This is a genomic window from Pseudomonas danubii, assembly GCF_042980055.1.
Taxonomy (GTDB): Bacteria; Pseudomonadota; Gammaproteobacteria; order Pseudomonadales; family Pseudomonadaceae; genus Aquipseudomonas; species Aquipseudomonas danubii.
The window spans coordinates 4,445,745-4,464,546 of record NZ_CP116502.1 but is presented as its reverse complement, the minus strand read 5'-3'; the positions used below and the strand labels follow the sequence as shown (position 1 = coordinate 4,464,546).

Genomic DNA, 18,802 nt, shown 5'->3' with positions numbered 1-18,802 from the left:
TCATGACTGCGAGCCTGGAGGGACCGCACGCCTCAACGCGAGAGCATGAAGGTCTCGTACTCCAGGTCATCCAGCGCCGTCGACAGCCGCGCCAGCCCCAGCAATACGCAGATCAGCAGCGACAGGGTAAAGCCATAACCGAAGTAGCTCGGCCCCAGGTGCAGGCTCAGCAGGGTCAAGGCGGCGTTGAGGGCGACGAAGAACAGGCACAGCTCCAGCACGATCGCGCGTTTGTCGAGGTAGAAAAACACGTTGAGGATCGCCATGAACACCACCTGGATGCTCACCCCGATCAGGTCGATGTAGAACAGCGGCAGGTAATAACTGGACATCCCCAGCCACTCCAGCAGACGCGGACCGAAGAGAAACAGCAGCACCACCGTCAGCCCCTGGACCTTGCAGATTTCCAGCAGGCCCTGGCGGATCGAGAAAGTCATCTCGGCTTTCAGCGAGCCAATATGCTGCAGGGTCTCGCCGTCGCGCACCGCGCGAAACAGCCGGTCGTACCACTCGGCGAAGTCGGTTTCGATCCTGACCAGAAACACCGCCATGCCGGGAATGATCGCCAGGTAGGCGAGGAAGATCGGCAAGTCGTAGAGGATCGAGGCGCGCATCGGCCCGATCACCTGGCTGGAGGTGTCCGGGTTGAACCAGAAGATGAACTTGTCGATCCAGATGCCCAGGTTGTAGCAAAACCCGGTCAACAGCAGGCTGAGGAACACCTGGCGACGGTCGAGGAAGTCGAAGGCCACCAGCTTTTCCGCCCGGTACTCGCGCAGGATGTCGTAGAGAAACAGGAACAACAGCGAGCTATGCCCCAGCAGCAACGCCAGCAACAAGCCTTCCATGCCCATGTGCCGCAGGAAGAATGCGCTGCCGACCATCAGTCCGTAGCCCACCAGCATCACCAGCAGGATGCGGTTATAGGCCTTCATCCCCGAGAGAAAGATGATCACCAGCCACAGGTTGCACAGCACCACGAAGTTGGCCAGGGTCAGCAGGCGGTAGAGCAGCGGCTGGTCGAACAAGGTGCTCAACAGCACGATGCCCAGCACCCCGGAGCCCAGGGTCACCAGCAGCAGTACACCCACCAGGTTCGGCAGGATCTGCTCGTACTTGCGCTCGAACAGGCGGTCGGAGACAAAACGGGTGAAGAACAGCTGCAAACCGCCGGTGAGGATCAGCGACGTGGCCATCAGGTAGGTCACGGTGATCAGGAACTGGCGGATCAACACCTCCGGAATCACCAGCCCCAGGCTGATGACCCCCACCAGCATCACGCTGAGAATCGACAGCACCCAGGGCCCGGAGCTGATCAGCCCGGCATAGACATAGGCGTGCAGCGTCGCCGTGTAGGAGTCGCGGGAGAGAATCTTGCGCAGTTCAAAACCGATGCCGGCCATTTACACAGCCTCCTTGTGTGCGGTGCCCATGGCGGTGTCATACAGCGCGCGATAGCGTTCGATCATCAGGGTTTCGCTGTAATAGCGGTGCACCCGCAGCAAACCGGCGGCCTGGGCGGACTTCCAGCGTTCGGGACTGCGCAGCAGGTCGATGATCGCCTGGGACGTGGCCTGGGGATCGGCGATGGCCACCACTTCCCCGGCCAGCCCCAGATCGCGGTCGGCCGCCTCGCCGCCCTCGATCAGCTCACGGCAGGAGCCCACGTCGCTGCTCACCACTGGCGTGCCGGCGGCCCAGGCTTCGAGAATCACCAGGGGCTGGGCCTCGCTGATGGAGGTCAGCACCATCAGGCCCAGTTGCGGCAGGATGTCCTGGATCTTCTGGAACCCGAGGAACAGCACCTTTTGCTCCAGCCCGAGACTGGCCACCAGGCTGCGACACTCGGCGACGTACTCGGGGTCTTCCTCTTCCGGCCCGACGATCCAGCCTTCGACCTGGGGCATGACGCTGACCACCCCGCGCATGGCCCGCAGGAAGGTCTTCACGTCCTTGATCGGCACCACCCGGCCGATCAGCCCGACCACCGGAGCGATGCCGTCGGCCCGGGATTCAAGGGCCTGGGTCCAGACGTCCAGGTTGATGCCGTTGGGAATCACCTGGGTGCGCTCGGCCGGCGCGCCGTCCTTGATCTGGCGCTGGCGGTTGCCGTCGTACAGGGCAATGATCTGGTCGGCGCTTTCGTAGACCAGATGACCGATGCGCTCGAAGAAGCGCACCCAGAGCATGCGGATGTAACCGGAGCCTGCGTCCATGCTGTCGTTGAGCGCCTGATTGCTGCTTTCAGCGATCCAGCTGGCTTGAGCCAGGTCGATCTTGCGCTCCTTGGTGTAGATCCCATGTTCGCTGAGCAGCAACTGGCAGCCCCACAGCTGCTTGAGAATACAGCCCACCAGCCCGGCATAACCGGTTGAAATCGAGTGCAGGACCCGGGCCCGCGGCATGTGCCGGGCGGCATCGGCGAGCATCAGCAACGGCGACTGCATGGTGCGCAGGGTCCAGAAATAGTTGACGAAGGACGGATCGGCACAGTGCTGTTCGTAACCTTCGGTCAGCGCCTCCCAGCTGGGACGACTGTAAAGCACGTCATCCAGGGTGATACGCGCCTGGGCCAGGGAATCGAGCACGCCAATGCCCAGCTCGGCGGCCGGTTTCTCCGGGTTGTGCAGGTAACGGTACAGGTTGCTCAATTCTTCCAGGGACGCCGTGTGGGCGACCCGCTTGTGCTTGGGATTGCGCCAGGCCTCCTCCAGATACACTTCTTCGATGTGCACCACGTTGGCCGGGATCTCGTAGCGGCGCTGACCGTAGGCTTCGCGCTGCCCCCCAATGAACAGCACGGAAAAGGTCAGTTGCGGCAGACCGAGGATCATCTGGTGAATCCAGCTGGACACACCGCCGCGCACATAAGGCCAGGTGCCCTCGAGCAACAGGCAGACATCGGCAATGGGCGTTGGGTTGACGGCGGTTTTCATGTCCAGGTCCTTACCAGCCCGGCAAAGGGCGGACGTTGTTGCATCTGCGGCGGCAAGCTTTTGAGCAGCGCGGGAATCTCTGAATAGTTGCCGGTTTCAAAGGCGATCTCGGCCCGAAACGGCAAGACCTTGGCCGGGTCCATGCCCGCTTCCTGGGCCTGGTGCATGTGCAGTCGCGCCTTGCCGATGTCGCCCCGCTCAAGGGCGATACGCCCGGCCAGCAACAGCAACTCGCCGCCCTCTCCCGCCTCCAGCGCCAGCTCGGCATGCTCGCCGGCTTGCCCCAGCACGTGCTGCTGGACGCTGCCCTGGGCCAGGCCCAGGTAGGCCAGCTCCCAGTACCAGCGCGCCAGGGTGGCATGCAAGGCGCCGGCCTTCTTCGGCGCGGCACCGGGCAACTGTTCGAGGGCGGTCTGGATGCGCTGGTTGATGTCGGTTTCCTGCTTGTCGAGCATCGAATAGGCCAGCAGGCGGACATCGTCGCTGGGATCTCCAAGGGCCAGCTTGAGGATCGGCACCGCTTCCTTGCCCGGCATCTTGCGGGTGGCGAGCAGCGCTGCCAGGCGCTGGTCGGGGTCCGGGGCGTGGCGCAGCACATCCTGCAAGCCGCTGTCGCCGAAGGTCGGCGAATGCAGATGGGTCTGGGCGCGAAACGGCAGTTCGGGAATGCCAACCGCCTGCCACATCTGCGTCTCGCGCTTGCGCGGCAGATACAGCGCCGGAAAGATCGCGGCAATCACCCCGACCGAGCCCAGCAGCGGTACAAAGAACGCCAGGCTGAAAATGAACAGCGGGCTCCAGGGCAACGGCCGGCGATAGCGGGCCGGCAACAGCAGCCACACCGCCGCCGTCAGCAGGCCGCAGGCGATACCGTGGGACATTGCATACAGCAGCGCGATCTGCAGGTCGGGCAATTGAGTCGTCAGACTGGCCCAGCTCCCCACCTCGAAAAACAGCGCTCCGCTAAACAGCCACTTGCTGATCATTCAGGCCACACTCGTTGTACAGGAAGTTACGCAGCCCATCGCGTTGCCGGGCCGACTCCAGGTCGTAAGGCAGCACCGTGACCCCCAGGCTGGCCAGGTCCACGTTCATGCCGAAGTGCTCGTGAACCAGCTTGCCCAGGCGCGCCAGGTAGCCTTGGGCGCCCTCGGCACTGGTCAGTGGCAACAGCACCAGCAACAGCCCGTGCCCGCGCCCGTTGACCAGGCTCAGGTGCAGGTCCAGCCCGCGCTGGCTGCGCTCGAACAGCCGCGCCAGTTCATCGTTGGGCTGGGTCAGTTCAAAGGCGTAGAGGCATCCGGACAGACCGTGTTGCTCGACATCCACCAGCGAACGCTTGAGTTGGCGGGTGAAGTGCTGGGCGTCGGCGTTTTCCAGCTGCAGTACCTGTGAATCCGGGTGCAGCAGGTCGGCGATATGCCCGGCCAGCAGCGCCAGCAGGCTGAGGGTGCGCTCCTGGAAGGCAAAGAACGGCATCTGCCGCACCGCGAGAATCGCCAGCACCCGCCCCTGGGTGTCGACCAAGGGAATACAGGCCTGCAGGGACGACACCGACGCCTGCCCGCCGCTGTCGAGCAGCTCTTCACGCACACTCACCAGCTCTTCGCGCTCCAGGCACAAACGCACCAGCAGGTCCTGGTTGTCCAGGGGGCCCATGGTCCCGGTGGAGGCCAGCAGCGTCAGGGTGGGAGGCGCGCTACCGGCCTGCTCCACACGGTACAGCCCGGCCACCCGCAACGAGCCGTACTGGCCCAGCAGGGTCAGCACCGGCTCGGCCAGCAGGGTCAGCGAATCATCACCATTGGGCACCGCACGCAGGCGCTCGCGCAGGCCCAGCAAGGAACTGCGCAGGCTCTGGTCGCTGCCGGCCAGACGCTGCTCCAGGCGATCATGGGACACCCGCAGGATCTGGTGCGCCCGGGTGAAGTCGTCGAGTCGGTACTGGCGATACTCGTTGGCCATCTGCAAGCGCAACAGGCGCCGCTCCCACAGGTCGCGCACCTCGCCCACGAGCATGCCGCAGACCAGCACGCCGACGATGTAGGACGAAGCGATAGGCGCGTAAGCCTCCAGCCCCGACTGACGCAGGATGAAGAACGCCGCCACCAGCAGGCTGGCGCTGATCAGGCCGCGGACAAAGCCGTAGCGCACGCCCAGCAACAACGGCGCCAGCACCGGCCAGGGGAACTCGGCCTGTACTTGCAGCGGGTCCTGCGGCGTCAGCCACAGCCCCAAGCCGATGACCAGCCCGGTCACCAGGAATGTTTCCAGCCATGACGCCGGACCGCTGGCGCGGGGCGCCAGCGCGTAGTCCATGTGTGGAGAGCTCATGACAGTCACTCGATCCTAAGGCCACCGACAAGCTTGTCGAGCACCTTCTGCGCTGCGCCAGCCAGGCTTTCACGAGACCAGCCGGCACGGGCGCCACTATTGCTCCAGAGCACTTTGCCGGTGCCCGCCTCGACCACCCGCAGGCTGATGCCCACCGCCGGCTCGCCATCCAGGCCATTTTTGTACTGCCACTCTTCAACACTGCCGGACACCACATAGTCGAGCTTCTGCTCGCGGGCCCAATCCATGGCACCGGCCAGACGCTCGTTGTCGTCGAGCAAGGCCTGCTCGCCCTGCCCCGGCGCGCCGCTGTAGACCTGGGGTTGCAGGCCGCGGCTGCTCAGCACGCTGAGCAGAATCTGCTCACTGCGCTCCCCGGCCTGGGGCGTCTGGGAATAGTTGACCAGCGGCAACACGCCCCAGCGCGCACTCTTGGACAGTTCAGGGCTGTCTTGACCGGTAAAACTGGTGCAGCCGGCCATCAGCAAAGCGGCCATCGCCAGACTCACGCAACGAATGGATTGCATAAGGTTCACTCCTCTTTGAATTCCATGATCAGCGTCCGAAACGCACGCTGTAGCTGACACCTGCGGTGCCACCGGACTGGCCAGTTCCGCCTTGTGGCGCCGACTGGTAGCCGAAGGTCACTGCCAATTCGTCATCCCCTATGACCTCGGTGCCGATACCGGTACTGATGGCGTAGTTGATGGTGTTGTCGGTCCACTGCCAGCCGGTGCTGACGTCCACCAGCCAGGTGTACTGCCCGCGCGTGCGGTTCAATGCCCCCGGGAAGCCCCGCCGCCACGAACTGCCGAAGAACAGCTGGCCGTAGTGTTTCTGCAGCAGGGTCTGGCTGTTGATCTGGTCCGGATTGTCGAGTTCGGCCCCGATCAGGTCGATGCCCCCACCCAGGGTATTGGCCAGGTTGGGCAGCGAACGGTTGTTCAGGCTGTTTTGCTGGTAATCGATACCGCTGCGCAATTGCCAGTTCGGCCCTTCGAACTGCAGGGTGTGGTCGAACTCGATCTTCAACGCCTGACCATTGCCCAGGTCATCGCCGCCGCGGGTCGAGAACCAGCGCTGGGCCAGGCTCCAGGACAACTGGTCACGGGCCGAATAGCGATGCCGCCCACCGACCCAGACATCATTCTGCCGGCCGAAGGTGCGCATGTAGCCGCTGTCCTCGTTCTTGCGATGCCAATCGGCGCCGACGTCCAGTTCGTTGCCGCTGTCCACCTGCCAGGTACGGCTGGCGCCCAGGCCGTTGCGGTCATCGTCCTTGCGTAGGCTGCTGTCGAAAATCAGCTTGTAGTTGCCGTTCTCCAACTGCCGCTGCAAGGTCAATTCGGTGTTGGTCTCGTTGCCCAGGCGCGATGGGTCGAGGACGTCGCCGCTGTATCGGCCCTGCTCCAGTACCAGCTTGGCGTACCAGTTGTCGTTCAGGTAACGCGCTGCGGTGAGGCGCGGGCCGTTGAACACCAGTCCGCCGTAGTCCTGGCGATCCCAGGCGATCTGCACACCCTGGGGGGTGCGCTCGGTCAATTCGATGGCCTGGCGCCGCAATTGCTCACGGAGCGACGCAGGCTGGTCCTCGCCCAGCGCCGACAGGTCCACGGCCAGCGCTTCGCCACTGCGCCCCAGGCTGTTCAGGGCCTCGACCCGTTGCGCCGGGTCCAGGTCGTCGCTGGCCACCAGGCGTTCCAGGGCCTGGCGGTTGTTGCCGCGCAGGGCTTCCTGGATCTGTTCGTAGCGATTGACCTTGAGGCCACGGGCGCGGGCCCAGGCCAGCCAGTCATCTTTCTGCGTCGACTGATTGATCTCATCCAGGCGGGCCAGCATCTGGTCGAACCACAACTGCAGCATCGGCTTGGAGCCGTCCTGCCATTGCATCGCCTTGTTCAGCGCCTTGCGCGACGAGTAGCTGCTGGCCACCAGGCGCAGCCAGGTCGCATAGCCCTGAGGCGTGGCGCGGATCTGCTCAGGCGTCACTTCACGGTTGAGCTTGAGCCGCAGGCGCTGGGCCGAGTCGGCATAACCCGCGCCTTCCAGGGCGTCGGCGTAGGCCGCCTGGACCATCCAGTCCTGTGGGTTGCTCCGCAGGTACAGGCGGTACCAGGCCAGGGCCTCGGTATTGCGCCCGAGCAACTGACTGGCAGCGGCAAACGGCAACCATAGGGTGCTGTCACCGCGGGCCAGGGAGCGCCATTGCTGCAACAGCGGCTTGAGCTCGCCAGTGCGACCCAGGTCGACATACAGCCACATCAGGCGCTCGCGGAAGGTGTTGTCATCCGGGAAGCGGCTCAAGCCCAGGCGATACAGGCGCAGGGCCTCGTCGGTACGGCCTTGTTGCACCGCCAGCGCACCGCGGGCAGCCAGGACCTGGGAGCGGTCGGAGGCATCCGGGTACTGGTCGGCTTCCTTGAGCAGGTCGACCACCAGTGGCCAGTCCTGAAGCTCCTGGGCCAGTTGCAGGGCCGCAATCAGGCGTTGCGGATTGTGCTCACGGCGCCAACTGTCAACGGTCAACTGCAAGGCCTTGCGCGGATCGCGGACGCGATAGAGGGCAATCAACTCACTCTCGTCGCCACTATTGAGCGAGCCCTTGATGGCCAGCATCTTCTCCAGTGCCAGCTGCAGTTCATCGTCCAACTCCAGGTCCCAAGCCAGTGCGGCACGGGACTGCCAGTAGTTGAAGTCATCGATCTTGTTGCCGTCGACTGCGGTGATCACCTTCCAGGCTGACGGGCTGTCAAACAGCTTGAGGTGGTTGTTGGCCCAGTCCACCCGCTCGGTGCTGGTCAACGGATAAAGGCCGGCGAAGCGCTTCCAGACCGCCAGCCGCTGCGGGTACTGCGCGGTGTTTTCCAGGTTCTGCAACAGGCGGACCCAGGCCAGCCGGTGTTTCGGGTATTTGCCGACATAGCGGCGCAGCCACTGTTCCCCCTGCTCGGGCGTGCCCCTGGATTCTTCGGCGTACACCAGGGCATCGAGTTCGACATCGCTCAGGGCCCGGGTGTTCATGATCCCCGCCAGCAGTGGAATGCCCCGGTCGAAATCGTAGGTCTGCATCGCCAGGCGCCAGGTGTGCTCGAACTCGGCCGGGTTGTTGCGCAGCTTGCTCAGGCTGATCCAGTAGCCCAGCGCCGAGGCCGAATCGCCCTGCCATTCGGCAATGTGGGCCATCTGCTCCAGCAGCAGCGGATCATCCGGATGCAGCTCCAGCAGCTGCGAGCCCACGGCATATGCACCTTCGAGGTCACCGAAGGCCAGGCGCTGCTTGAATTCCTTGGCCAGCACTTCCGGGCTGTCGGGTTGCAACTTGCGCCAGGCACTGAAGAACTGCTCGGCCAGGTCCCTGCGGTTGTGCGCCACCGCCACGTCGACGCCCTGATCCAGCAGCGCCGCATCCAGCGCGTCCGGCTGGGTGGCCAGCTCCCGGGCCAGCAGCTCGGCGGCCTGATCGCCACGATCCGCTGCCACCAGGCTCTTGAAGGCTTTCTCCAGGAACTGGCGACGCTCTTGCGGCGTCTGGCTGGCATCGAGCAGTTGCACATAGAGATCGGCGGCGCGCCCGGGTTGCTCGCTGGCCTGGTACCACTTGGCCGCCTCGGGTAGCCATTGATCGCGCTGCTTGGGATCGCGACGGGCCAGCTCGGTATAGGCATCGGCTGCCAGTCCCGGGGCCTGGGCGCTCAAGGCCAGAGTGGCCAGGCGCTCGAGCTGCGGGCTGGGCAGTGTCTTGTAGTCAAAGGCCTTGAAGCGCTCGGCCAGGGCCTGTAACGCGGCGCTGTCAGTGCTGTTGTTCAGCGCCAGGGCATCGAGTTGCAAGCGGTAGTAGGCCTTCAGCGCCGGATCGGGCTGTGACCACTGCGCCAGGTGCTTTTCCGCTCTCGGGTAGTCGCCCAGTTGAATCAGCAGATCGAGCAACTGAGTGCGCAACTCGTTGTTTTCCGGGTGGGCCGCCAGCAGGACTTCGGCATAGCTGGCGGACACTTCATCCGGTTGGCCGCCCTTGGGACGGAACGCATCTTCGTTGCGATAGGTCGCCCACAGCAAGATACCGACGACAATCGCCACCACCAGCAACGCCCAGGGATTGAGCAGCCGCGCGCGTGGGGCCTTAGTTGCAGAGGAGTTGGGCATTACTCACCTGCTTCATGGGAAGTTGGAAATGCCACAGGCCCTGCTCGGACTTGCCGGCATAACGTTGGCCCTGGACCTCGACCCGGCAGGGGCTGGCCGAACGCACCGAGAACTCCAGGTTGAATTGACCGGCAAATGAGAACGTCACCTGTCGGTCGCTGACATAGCGCCAGTCACGCAGGGGAATGTTCGCCAGCTCCAGAGCCGGACGTGGATCACGCTCAGGACGCAGGGCCAGCAGCGCATGATCGCGGCTCAAGGCCACATAACGCCCCTGGGGCAGATCGCGGACCCCCGCTACGCCCTGGGAACGGCCGAGGTCCGGCCAGCCCAGCGCCGGGTCCAGGCGCAGGGTGCGCAAGCCATCCATGCCGCGAACCTGCCAGTCACCATTGAGCGTACGGGCCAGGCTGGCCTGGTACAGGCCATGGATCCGATCCAGGTAGTCGCTCATCCACAAGGACATCGGCTGCTGGCCACGCATGAACTGATAGATGTCGGTCATGGCCTTGATCGATGCCTGCTTGGTCCCCGAATAGAAGTGGTAGTACAGGTGAATGCCCCGCAGGCGCCGTGGGCTGTCGGTCAGTTCGAAGGTGTCGATCACGTCGCGAAAGCCGTAATACGGGCCTTTCCAGAGGTTGGTGTACATGTTCTCGTTGATCACCGGCGCGTAGTACTGCAAGCCGCCTTCGGTGGGACGCAGCAAGGGGTACAGGCCGGTCAACGAGGAATTGGCCTTGGTCAGGATGGTCTGCCCGCCGTTGACGTTTTTCAGTCCGGCGTCGTAGGCCAGCTTGATGGTCTCGGCGCTGGGCAGCGCGTCCCCCGGCCAGAAGAGCAGCTTCACCGGCTTCTGCGCGGTGGTCAGGCGGCTATTGATGTAGTCCCGCGAGCCGAGGATCTCGCGCTTGTAATCCAGGTTCTTGTACCCCGGGATATTCAGGCGCAGGCCGTATTCGGCGCTGAAGTCCTCGTCCTTCTTGGCCTTCTCCGGCTGCAGGTAGAACGGGTGACTGTAGGTGTGGGTGGCCACCTCGACCTTGGGGTCGGCAAAGATCTCCTGGGCGATCGGCTCCAGTTCCCTGGCGAGAAACGGCGACATGCCCTTGGGCCCGATCTCCCCTTCGATGATCGACACCGAGGTCAGGTACGGGTTGGGACGAATGTAGTCATCCAGCACCTGGCGCCCGGAATACGGGGTGCCGCGCACTTCGGCGCGCGAGGGAAAGCCGTCGCCGTCGATATGCACGGTGGCGATCCGCCGGCCGTTCTCGGTGGTGGTGTCCGGGCGCGGTTGCGCCGGCAGACGCAGGGCTTTCTGGATAAAGGCGAAGGGGTCGAGAATCCAGCGGCTGCGCTCGATATTGGACTCCACCACATAAGGCGCCAAGGCCATGCCGCCCCAGGCGCCGATGGCCACGGGGGCGTACTTGCCACCCTTGTCATCGCCCAGCAACAGTGCCGGTTTCGGCCCGTCGGGCAGCAGCGTCACCCGGGTCAGTTCACGGGAACGGGCCACAACCGGCGCTTCAAAACCACCGATCAGTGTCTTGTCCTGGCTCAGCACCTGCAGTGCCCCGCGAGCCCCTGGCGCTGCGAGGTTCAGCCCCAGGCGCTTGAGCAGTGCGCGATCCTCGATGGGCAGCCCGGCCATGATGGCCAACGGCACCTGTTCGTCCAGGCGTTGGCCAATCCAGCTGTTAAAGGCACGACTGTCCTGGGGCGGGCCGCTGGTCATCCACAGCACCACCCCGGCATAGAGGCCGGCGAAGCTGTAGGACGGCAGGCTGTCATCGGCGGGCAGGTAGTCGACCCGATAGCCCAGGTATTCCAGCAGGCCGCCCAGCATCCGGTGCCCGGCGTGGTCGTAGAGTTCACCTTCACGCGGGTCATAGAGCATGGCGATGCGCCGCGGCTGCACTTCCACGGTGCTCATGCTGATGGCATTCAGGTCCGGGGTGGTGACCACCGGGATAAAGCCTTCCTGACTCAACTGGCGCACCAGCTTGCGCGCCTCTTCACGACGGTTGGACGGCAAGTAGTCGATGGCCACCAGTGGAATGTTTTTTGCGCGCAGTGGTTTGAGTTCGCCTTCGAGCCAGTTGCGATCGGACTCGGACACCGGACGATAACGCTTGGTCGAGGCATCCCAGCCGGCATGGATCGATTCGACCGCCACGGCCGAGGCGACGCCGTCGAGTTCGCCCAAGACCTCGAACCCGCGGTTGAAGAACAGTTTGAGGTTCGGCAGGCGGCTGTGCAGTTCCCGCAGGAACGACGCCAGGGCCTGGCGTTGCGGTTCGCGATCGGCTTCGGGAAGCAACTGGAAGCTGTCCAGGGTATCGAGGAACAGACCGGCATAACCCTGGTCCTGCAACGCCTTGGCACGCTTGAACAGGTGTTCGCGCCAGGCCGGGGTGGCGATGTCCATCACCTGGCTGTTCCACGCCTTGTTGCGGATGGCGCTGGCTCCGTGGCTCAGGGCTTCCTTGTCCAGTGCGGCGCGATCGCCGTCGAACTCGCCCACCGACAGGTAGGCGAACGGCTGGCTGCCCAGCTTGCGCAAGGTAGCGACATCCCCTGGGGCCATATGACCGGGCTCGACCACCGCCCACTCGAACTGCGCCAGCTCCGGCAGCGGCGGTTGCTCGGCGTACCAGAAACCGACGCTGGCGGGAGCCGCCGGGGCGGCTTGTACCAGCGAATGGCCGGCACATAACGCTAATGCAGTAAACAGACGCCGAACCACTGTGCAGACACTCCCCCGGCGAAACTCCATGTCCATCACTCACTCTTCAAGTCAATCAATCCGCACAACAGCAAACGCTCAAGTCCCCGGAAACGGGTCTGTGCAAGCCCGCAAAGCTAAAGACTGCGGTACAGCCTAGCCAAGCCTTCGGTCAGGCTGGTGGGCGTGCCCAGGTCGAAACGCTCCAACAAACGCCGGTTGTCGGCCTTGGAATGGCGGATATCGCCAGAACGGGCCGCCCCATGGCTGACGTTCAGGGGTTGGCCGCTGATCTGTTCCAGGGCGGCAATCAGGTCATTGAGGGTGGTCACGCCGCTGAGGCCGACGTTGGTGGCATCGGCTGCAGGTGCTGGGTGTTCAAGGCCCTGGACCAGGATCTTCACCAAGTCCTCAACATAGACAAAGTCGCGGGTTTGGCCACCATCACCGAACACGGTGATGGGGCGTGCTCGCTTGGCCCGTTCGCTGAAGATGCTGATCACGCCGGAGTACGGCGACGATGGGTCCTGGCGCGGCCCGAAGATATTGAAGAAGCGCAGGATGACCGGCTCAAGGCCATGCTGGCGACGGTAGAAATCCAGGTAGTACTCGCTGGCGAGCTTGTCCGCCGCATAGGGCGTGAGGGGAGACTTGGGCGTGTCTTCGTTGATCGGGGTGCCCTCCCCGTTATTGCCATAGACCGCCGCACTGGACGCAAACACCACTCGACGGATGCCGGCGGCGACCATGGCCTCGCACACCCGCAGCGTGCCGATGAAGTTGCTCTGGTGGGTGCGCACCGGGTCCTCGACCGAGGCCTGGACCGAAGCGACAGCCGCCAAGTGCACCACCGCGCCACAGCCGTGCATGGCTTCCGCCAGGGCCGCGGCATCGGCCACATCCCCCACTACAAGTTGCAGTTGCGGATTGTCCATCGGCAGATTGCTGACCTTGCCGGTCGAAAGGTCATCCAGAACCCGGACCCCATAGCCTTTGGCCAACAGCGCATCAACCAGGTGAGAACCGATGAAGCCTGCGCCCCCTGTCACCAGTATCCGTTCAGTAGACATAGATCATCCCGAAGAAAAATATCGCAGCTGCGCCGTTTGAAACTAGCACACCCACTGAATACGCCATGGCTATTAGCCCCTATGGCCAATATTTCCCTGGTTACTCACGCTTATTCAAAGGCTGAAACGCCTTTCTGGAAGAACTCCCGAAACCCTGACGTCAAAAAAACATCAATGAAATCAAGCGTTCAGCGGCCGGATACTGGGATAAAAATACTATCGCGTCAATATTGCGTCGATTTATTATTTTTTCAGCTACAGAGCCAAACAAGGGCCAATATATTGACGACTTAGCGCTTCAAGGCTCTGGATCAAGGCTATCAGCCTTGGCAGTGATGGCATCAGGCGATCACCGCTACGGGTTGGGGGTGGAAATTAAATCGCTCACCAGGGGCAGAATCACGACGAAGCGACTGCCTTTGCCGCTGCCTTCACTCATGCCTTGCACTGTTCCGCCATGGGCTTCCACCAGTTCGCGCACCACCGTAAGGCCGATGCCCAGCCCGGCGCCATTGAAGCCGATAGCATGGGCGTCCTGAATGAAGGGTTCGAAGATAAACGGCAGGGCTTTGGCAGAAATGCCAATACCGTTATCGCAAACCGTCAGTTGCACGGCATCGCCCCGGGTGCTGACCGAAAGCGTCACCTGCCCCTCTGCGGGGGTGTATTTGGCAGCATTGCCCAGCAGGTTGCCGAGAATCTGCTTGAGACGCACCGGGTCGCCTTCGACCGGCAACGGGTCATCCGGTCGCTGGGCACTGAAGTGCAGATGCCGGGCCTTCATCAAGGGTCTACAGGTCTCGATGGCGTCATCGACAATCTGCCTCAAGTCCACCACCTGGCGATCCAGGTGCAGCTTGCCGGTGCTGACCCGGGAGACATCCAGCAGATCATCCACAAGCCGCGACATATGCTGCACCTGACCTTCGATCAGTGCCTGCATTCGTGGCAGCTCTTCACTGGGGACCCGGGCCAGGCGGCCGGCAATCATGCTGATGGGCGTCAGTGGGTGGCGCAGTTCGTGGGCCACCAGTACCAGGATGTGCCGCTGTTGCTCCAGCAGTTGCTCGGCGGTGGCCTGCAGGTGTTGCGCGCTGAGCGCTGCAATCACCAACTGCTCATTGGCTTCGCGCATCTCCAGGTTCAACGGCTGCTCCTGCTGGATGCGCAAGGCCTCCTGCGCGTTGGATTGCGCCAGCAGGATGGCCTGTACCAGTTGCTGATTGGCCTCGATCAGTTGCTCGATGTACTGGCTATCGCCGACCCGGGTGTTGGCTTCGCCCAGTTCTTTTTGCAACGACGCCAGAACTGCGCGCGCCTGGACGATTTTCTGGCCGAGGAGCAACAGTTCACGAGCCGCCGTGGCGGCCTGGTCGGTCTTGCCATTGACCTCGTTCATTGTTTTCTACTCACACCTCGCCTTTGTCCACGTGTTGCCGGGTGGGACGACCGCCGAGCAGGCCTTCCTGATCAGGCAGCATTTCGCCGATCTGCAAGCCGTCATCATCGATGTGGTACAGGCGCAGCTCATCGGAATGAGCGCTGGCTCGCACCTTGACCACCGCCATGATGCGCTGCAAACGGCTTTGCACTTCGATGTAGCGCTGGACGATGATGGCATCGGTGAGAAACGCCGTACCGTAGGGACTGAAGCGCAGGTCGGTGTAGCGATCTTCCAACTCCGAGGTCAGCAGCACGGTAATGCCGGCGCCGGTCAGCGCGCTGACCATCCGCGCCAGTGATTCGCGAAAATCCTCGCGAAAAGTCGGCGCCAGGGCCAGCTCGAAGCCGGATAGTGAATCCACCACCACTCGGGTCGCCTTGATCCGGGTGATCTCGGTCAGCAGCAGATGGACTATTTCATCGATCGACAAATCAGCGGCCCGGCTGTCCACCAGGCCAACCTGGCCACTGTGGATCAGGGCGGCCAGGGTGGGGTTCTGCGAATGGTTGGGTCGTTGCTCGAACACTGCAATCACGCCGGTTTCACCGTTGCGCGCGCCTTCGGCGAGGAAGGTCGCCGCCAGAATGCTCTTGCCCGAGCCCGACGGTCCGGCCACCAGCAGCGAATACCCCTGAGGCAGGCCGCCACCGAGCATGTCGTCAAGACGCGCAACGCCCATCTTCAGGCGCTTGATGGGGAACTCCAGTGGCGTTTCAACGGTGCTGATGGCCGCCGGTGCAAAGACCCGGACTCCCGAAGTGGCGATGCGAAAGGTGTGCAGCCCCGGCAGCGTCGGCTGGCCACGCATCTTCATGATTTCCATCTTGCGCACCATGGAGTTGCGCTGAACGCTCTGACGCAACCAGATCAAGCCGTCGGCAACGGTGAACACCGGGTTGGTGTCGGTTTCATTGAAGTATTCACCGATGAGGAAGGTGGTCGCCTGCCATGTGGTCATCAACATGCCCAACTGCTGGACGAACAGCGGCAGGTTGTTGTTGGGGTTGTCCCGGGTCTGGCTTGCCAGCACCACCGAACGAAAGGAATCGACGAACACCAACCCCGGCGAGTGAGCCTGGACCTCACTGACGATACGCCGTAGTACCTCGTCGAGGTCGCCGGCCTGGGTGTCGTCGGCCAGGTTGATGTAGTGAATCGACTGGTTGATCGCTGCGCTGTCAAAAAAGTCGAACTGTTGCTGATAGCGGAGCATCTTCAACGGCGGCTCCCCGAGCACCGTAAAGAACAGCGCCGGACGCTGCGGCGTCGCCAGGGCGAACATCATCTGGTGAGCCAGGGTGGTCTTGCCGCAGCCCGGCGGGCCGGCGATCAGATTGAACGAAAACTCCGGCAATCCTCCGCCCAGCACCTCGTCCAGTCCTGGCACGCCAGTGGCCAAGCGGTTGATCGTGACTTTGCTGCTCATGGCGCATGTTCCTGCGAAGGGGGATCGCTCAAGAAAGGCTCCCACACGCCACTCAGCAAGCGTGCAGTGAGCGAGGGACCAATCAGCGTGGTCAGCAGTTCATAGAAGGTGGTGAGCATCACTTCACCGAAAAACAGCGCCTCGGCCGGGCTTTGCTCTATGAGTACCGACTTGAGGGCCGTCAGGTTCAATTCGGCCTGTAGCCCGTCATAGAGGCCGGCCAGGCGCGGTTGCGCCGAGATGCACAGATGAAGGCTGCGGCAGTAAAGAGCGGCAACCCCCTGCTCACCGATAATCGGCGTGAGGGCGCGGCTCATGCGCTGCAAGGTTGAGACAATCGCCTGGGCGATGCTTGCAACGTCAGCCTCCGGGCCAACACTTCGCGCCAGAGAAGCTACGATCTGGCGGCTCTCTTCGCTTAGCGTGGACATGGCTGGCTGATAGTGGGTGAGAAGAATTCGATAGTACACCCTATAGCCGCGTATAGAAGCGCTATTGGATGTGGCCCTGTCCCTATAAAGAGGGCTCCGGGGCCTGGCTTCTAAGAAACAGCGTCCAGGCCTCAAAAGCCTGCTGATGCCTGCGGGTTGCGTTCTCCCACTCAGGCCCGCAGGCCTGTCGTGCGGAAACCAGCATCATCATGCTCGTCGTTGCAGCATCCAGCTCAAGTAGCAGCTTGTACGCCTCAAGCCGGAAATCATCGACGGACTTCATGGTTTTTCCCTGGTGGCGACACGTCTGGGCGAAGAAATCTTGTCCCTTCTGCCGTGGAGTGCCTGCAAAACCAGTAGTTCAAATCGATCCTGCTCGGGGATGCGCCCTCGCCTGATCTCGCCCCCTGATCAGACATTTCTTAAAAACCCGCTTTCCACGCACGCCTGGGCCTCTGTTAATCCGCTCTTAACGCCAGCGCAATGCAATCAGCCCGCCATTGCGGGCGCAAAGTGCGGGCGTGAATCAATTACTTGAAAACCTCCCACGCAGAACACCAGACCGACTACCGGCAGCGGCGCGACCACTCAATGCGCCTGCCGCTGCGCGACAGCCTTATCCAACGGCCCGACTTGATCGATCGGCGCCAGGCAATGTGCGTGGCTATCCGTGCAGGTCGCAAGCCAGTAACCGCCGTCCAGCCCGCAATCAATCAGGTTGAGGCCTCTCAACCCTAGCCGCTGGCGCGACTGGCTGACAGTGCGTCCAGAAACCCAGACTGAGGAGTGTGCGAATGGTCCAACTGGACTTCTATGGAACCCTGGTGGCCGCATCGTTGGTGCTGTTACTGGGGCGTGGCCTTGTCACCCGAGTCGGTTTCTTGCGTGCCTACAATATTCCCGAACCTGTGGCCGGAGGCTTGGTGGTGGCCTTGCTGCTTCTGCTGCTGCGGGGTATGGGGGACATGGAAGTCCGCATTGATACCTCGCTCCAGGCGCCCTTGATGCTGGCCTTCTTTGCCACCATTGGCCTGAGCGCAGACTTTGCCAGCCTGAAAAAAGGTGGGCGCAACCTGGCGGTATTCCTGCTGCTGGTCACCGGTTTTCTGCTGGTACAGAACGCCATGGGCATTGGTCTGGCCAAGGCGCTGGGGCTTGATCCCTTGATGGGGCTGTTGACCGGCTCTGTGACACTGTCCGGCGGTCACGGCACGGGCGGAGCCTGGGGCGCAGTGTTCAAGGAGCAATATGGCCTGGCCTCGGCCCCCGAAATCGCCATGGCCTCGGCCACCTTCGGCCTGGTGCTGGGGGGCTTGATCGGCGGGCCGGTCGCTCGCCTGCTAGTCAAGAGGGTGCAACCCCCTGGGGCCGTGCAAGGCGAACCGCGCTTGCCCAGAGGCTATGAGCAGCCCTACAAGGAGCGGCAGATCACCGCGCTGAGTTTCATCGAGACCCTGGCCCTGGTTGCCATCAGCCTGCAGGCCGGGAGTTTTCTCAGCGGCTTGATCCAGGGCACGGCGCTGGAACTGCCGACCTTCGTCTGCGTGCTGTTCGTCGGGGTGGTGTTGCGCAATGGCCTGTCGGCGCTGGGCTGGCATCAGGTCTTCGATCAGGAAGTGTCACTGCTGGGCAACGTGAGCTTGTCGCTGTTCCTGGCGATTGCCTTGATGTCGCTGCGGCTGTGGGATCTGGCCAGCCTGGCCCTGCCCATCCTGATTCTGCTGGCCGTGCAGACCCTGGTGATGGCGCTGTTTGCGATCTTCGTCACCTTCCGCGTCATGGGCCGCAACTATGACGCTGCGGTCCTGGCTGCCGGCCATTGCGGCTTCGGGCTAGGCGCGACGCCGACGGCCATCGCCAATATGCAGGCGGTGACCCAGCGCTACGGACCATCGCCAATGGCATTCCTGGTGGTGCCGATGGTGGGGGCATTTTTTATCGACATCAGCAACGCCATCGTGATCAAGCTGTACCTGGCGCTGCCTTGGCTGGGGGTTGCTGCTTGATGGAGCGCTCCGCCCGCCGGACTCCTGTGCCGGCGGGCGAATCATGATCAGCACAGCCATAGAGCAAAGCTGTACAGCACAATCGCACACGTACAACCTAATCCAGCGGGTGCTGCTCTTCGCCGCCCAGACAGGCACTGGCCTTGCGCACCGGTCGCCGCACCCTCGGCCAGCGACGGCGCAGGCAAAGGAACAGCGCCACGACCAATACCAGGCCAAGCATCAAGCAAAAACCCCACATTGCCCTCTCCTTCCATTGCCGAAGCCGGCAGCGGCTTCAC

14 protein-coding genes are annotated in these 18,802 nt (G+C 63.0%); 1 reads left to right on the top strand and 13 read right to left on the bottom strand.

Annotated elements, in window-relative coordinates; all coding sequences use genetic code 11:
• Window positions 1-32 precede the first annotated feature (32 nt).
• The 12 genes from pelG to PFZ56_RS20505 form a co-directional block, all read right to left on the bottom strand.
• Complete coding sequence (gene pelG / locus PFZ56_RS20560; protein ID WP_102879372.1) at window positions 33-1,403, bottom strand: exopolysaccharide Pel transporter PelG; 1,371 nt, start codon at window positions 1,401-1,403, stop codon at window positions 33-35.
• The gene (gene pelF / locus PFZ56_RS20555) at window positions 1,404-2,936 is read right to left on the bottom strand and encodes a GT4 family glycosyltransferase PelF (protein WP_110595665.1); all 1,533 of its coding nucleotides are present in this window, start codon (window positions 2,934-2,936) and stop codon (window positions 1,404-1,406) included.
• Window positions 2,933-3,922 (bottom strand): lipopolysaccharide assembly protein LapB, encoded by a 990-nt coding sequence (locus PFZ56_RS20550; RefSeq protein ID WP_102865061.1) that lies wholly within the window; start codon window positions 3,920-3,922, stop codon window positions 2,933-2,935. Before PFZ56_RS20550 ends, pelF begins: the two co-directional genes overlap by 4 nt.
• Window positions 3,900-5,270, bottom strand: coding sequence for a PelD GGDEF domain-containing protein (locus PFZ56_RS20545; RefSeq protein WP_110595664.1), 1,371 nt, complete (start codon window positions 5,268-5,270; stop codon window positions 3,900-3,902). Before PFZ56_RS20545 ends, PFZ56_RS20550 begins: the two co-directional genes overlap by 23 nt.
• Before the next feature lie 5 nt (window positions 5,271-5,275).
• A complete protein-coding gene (locus tag PFZ56_RS20540; RefSeq protein WP_102865063.1) occupies window positions 5,276-5,797 on the bottom strand; it encodes a penicillin-binding protein activator LpoB in 522 nt (173 codons plus the stop codon).
• Between the two features lie 28 nt (window positions 5,798-5,825).
• The gene (locus tag PFZ56_RS20535; protein ID WP_394304422.1) at window positions 5,826-9,413 is read right to left on the bottom strand and encodes a tetratricopeptide repeat protein; all 3,588 of its coding nucleotides are present in this window, start codon (window positions 9,411-9,413) and stop codon (window positions 5,826-5,828) included.
• A complete protein-coding gene (locus PFZ56_RS20530) occupies window positions 9,391-12,201 on the bottom strand; it encodes a bifunctional glycoside hydrolase 114/ polysaccharide deacetylase family protein (protein WP_102879376.1) in 2,811 nt (936 codons plus the stop codon). The genes PFZ56_RS20535 and PFZ56_RS20530 overlap by 23 nt, the downstream gene beginning before the upstream one ends.
• A gap of 80 nt (window positions 12,202-12,281) precedes the next feature.
• Entirely contained in the window at window positions 12,282-13,214 is a 933-nt protein-coding gene (locus PFZ56_RS20525) for an NAD-dependent epimerase/dehydratase family protein (RefSeq protein WP_170003015.1), read from the bottom strand.
• Between the two features lie 355 nt (window positions 13,215-13,569).
• Window positions 13,570-14,613, bottom strand: coding sequence for a HAMP domain-containing sensor histidine kinase (locus PFZ56_RS20520; protein ID WP_110651681.1), 1,044 nt, complete (start codon window positions 14,611-14,613; stop codon window positions 13,570-13,572).
• 10 nt (window positions 14,614-14,623) lie between these two features.
• Complete coding sequence (locus PFZ56_RS20515) at window positions 14,624-16,084, bottom strand: ATPase domain-containing protein (protein ID WP_102879379.1); 1,461 nt, start codon at window positions 16,082-16,084, stop codon at window positions 14,624-14,626.
• Window positions 16,081-16,515: a hypothetical protein gene (locus PFZ56_RS20510; RefSeq protein WP_249735884.1), complete on the bottom strand. Its 435-nt coding sequence runs from the start codon at window positions 16,513-16,515 to the stop codon at window positions 16,081-16,083. Before PFZ56_RS20510 ends, PFZ56_RS20515 begins: the two co-directional genes overlap by 4 nt.
• Before the next feature lie 82 nt (window positions 16,516-16,597).
• A complete protein-coding gene (locus tag PFZ56_RS20505; RefSeq protein ID WP_102879380.1) occupies window positions 16,598-16,798 on the bottom strand; it encodes a hypothetical protein in 201 nt (66 codons plus the stop codon).
• Window positions 16,799-17,309: 511 nt separating this feature from the next.
• On the opposite strand from PFZ56_RS20505, the gene gltS reads away from it, so the two are divergent.
• Window positions 17,310-18,521, top strand: coding sequence for a sodium/glutamate symporter (gltS, locus tag PFZ56_RS20500; RefSeq protein ID WP_170003013.1), 1,212 nt, complete (start codon window positions 17,310-17,312; stop codon window positions 18,519-18,521).
• A 97-nt stretch (window positions 18,522-18,618) separates the two neighbouring features.
• Here gltS and PFZ56_RS20495 read toward each other — a convergent pair whose 3' ends face one another.
• On the bottom strand, window positions 18,619-18,762 hold the full coding sequence (locus PFZ56_RS20495; RefSeq protein ID WP_170003011.1) for a hypothetical protein: 144 nt from the start codon (window positions 18,760-18,762) through the stop codon (window positions 18,619-18,621).
• Window positions 18,763-18,802: the final 40 nt, after the last annotated feature.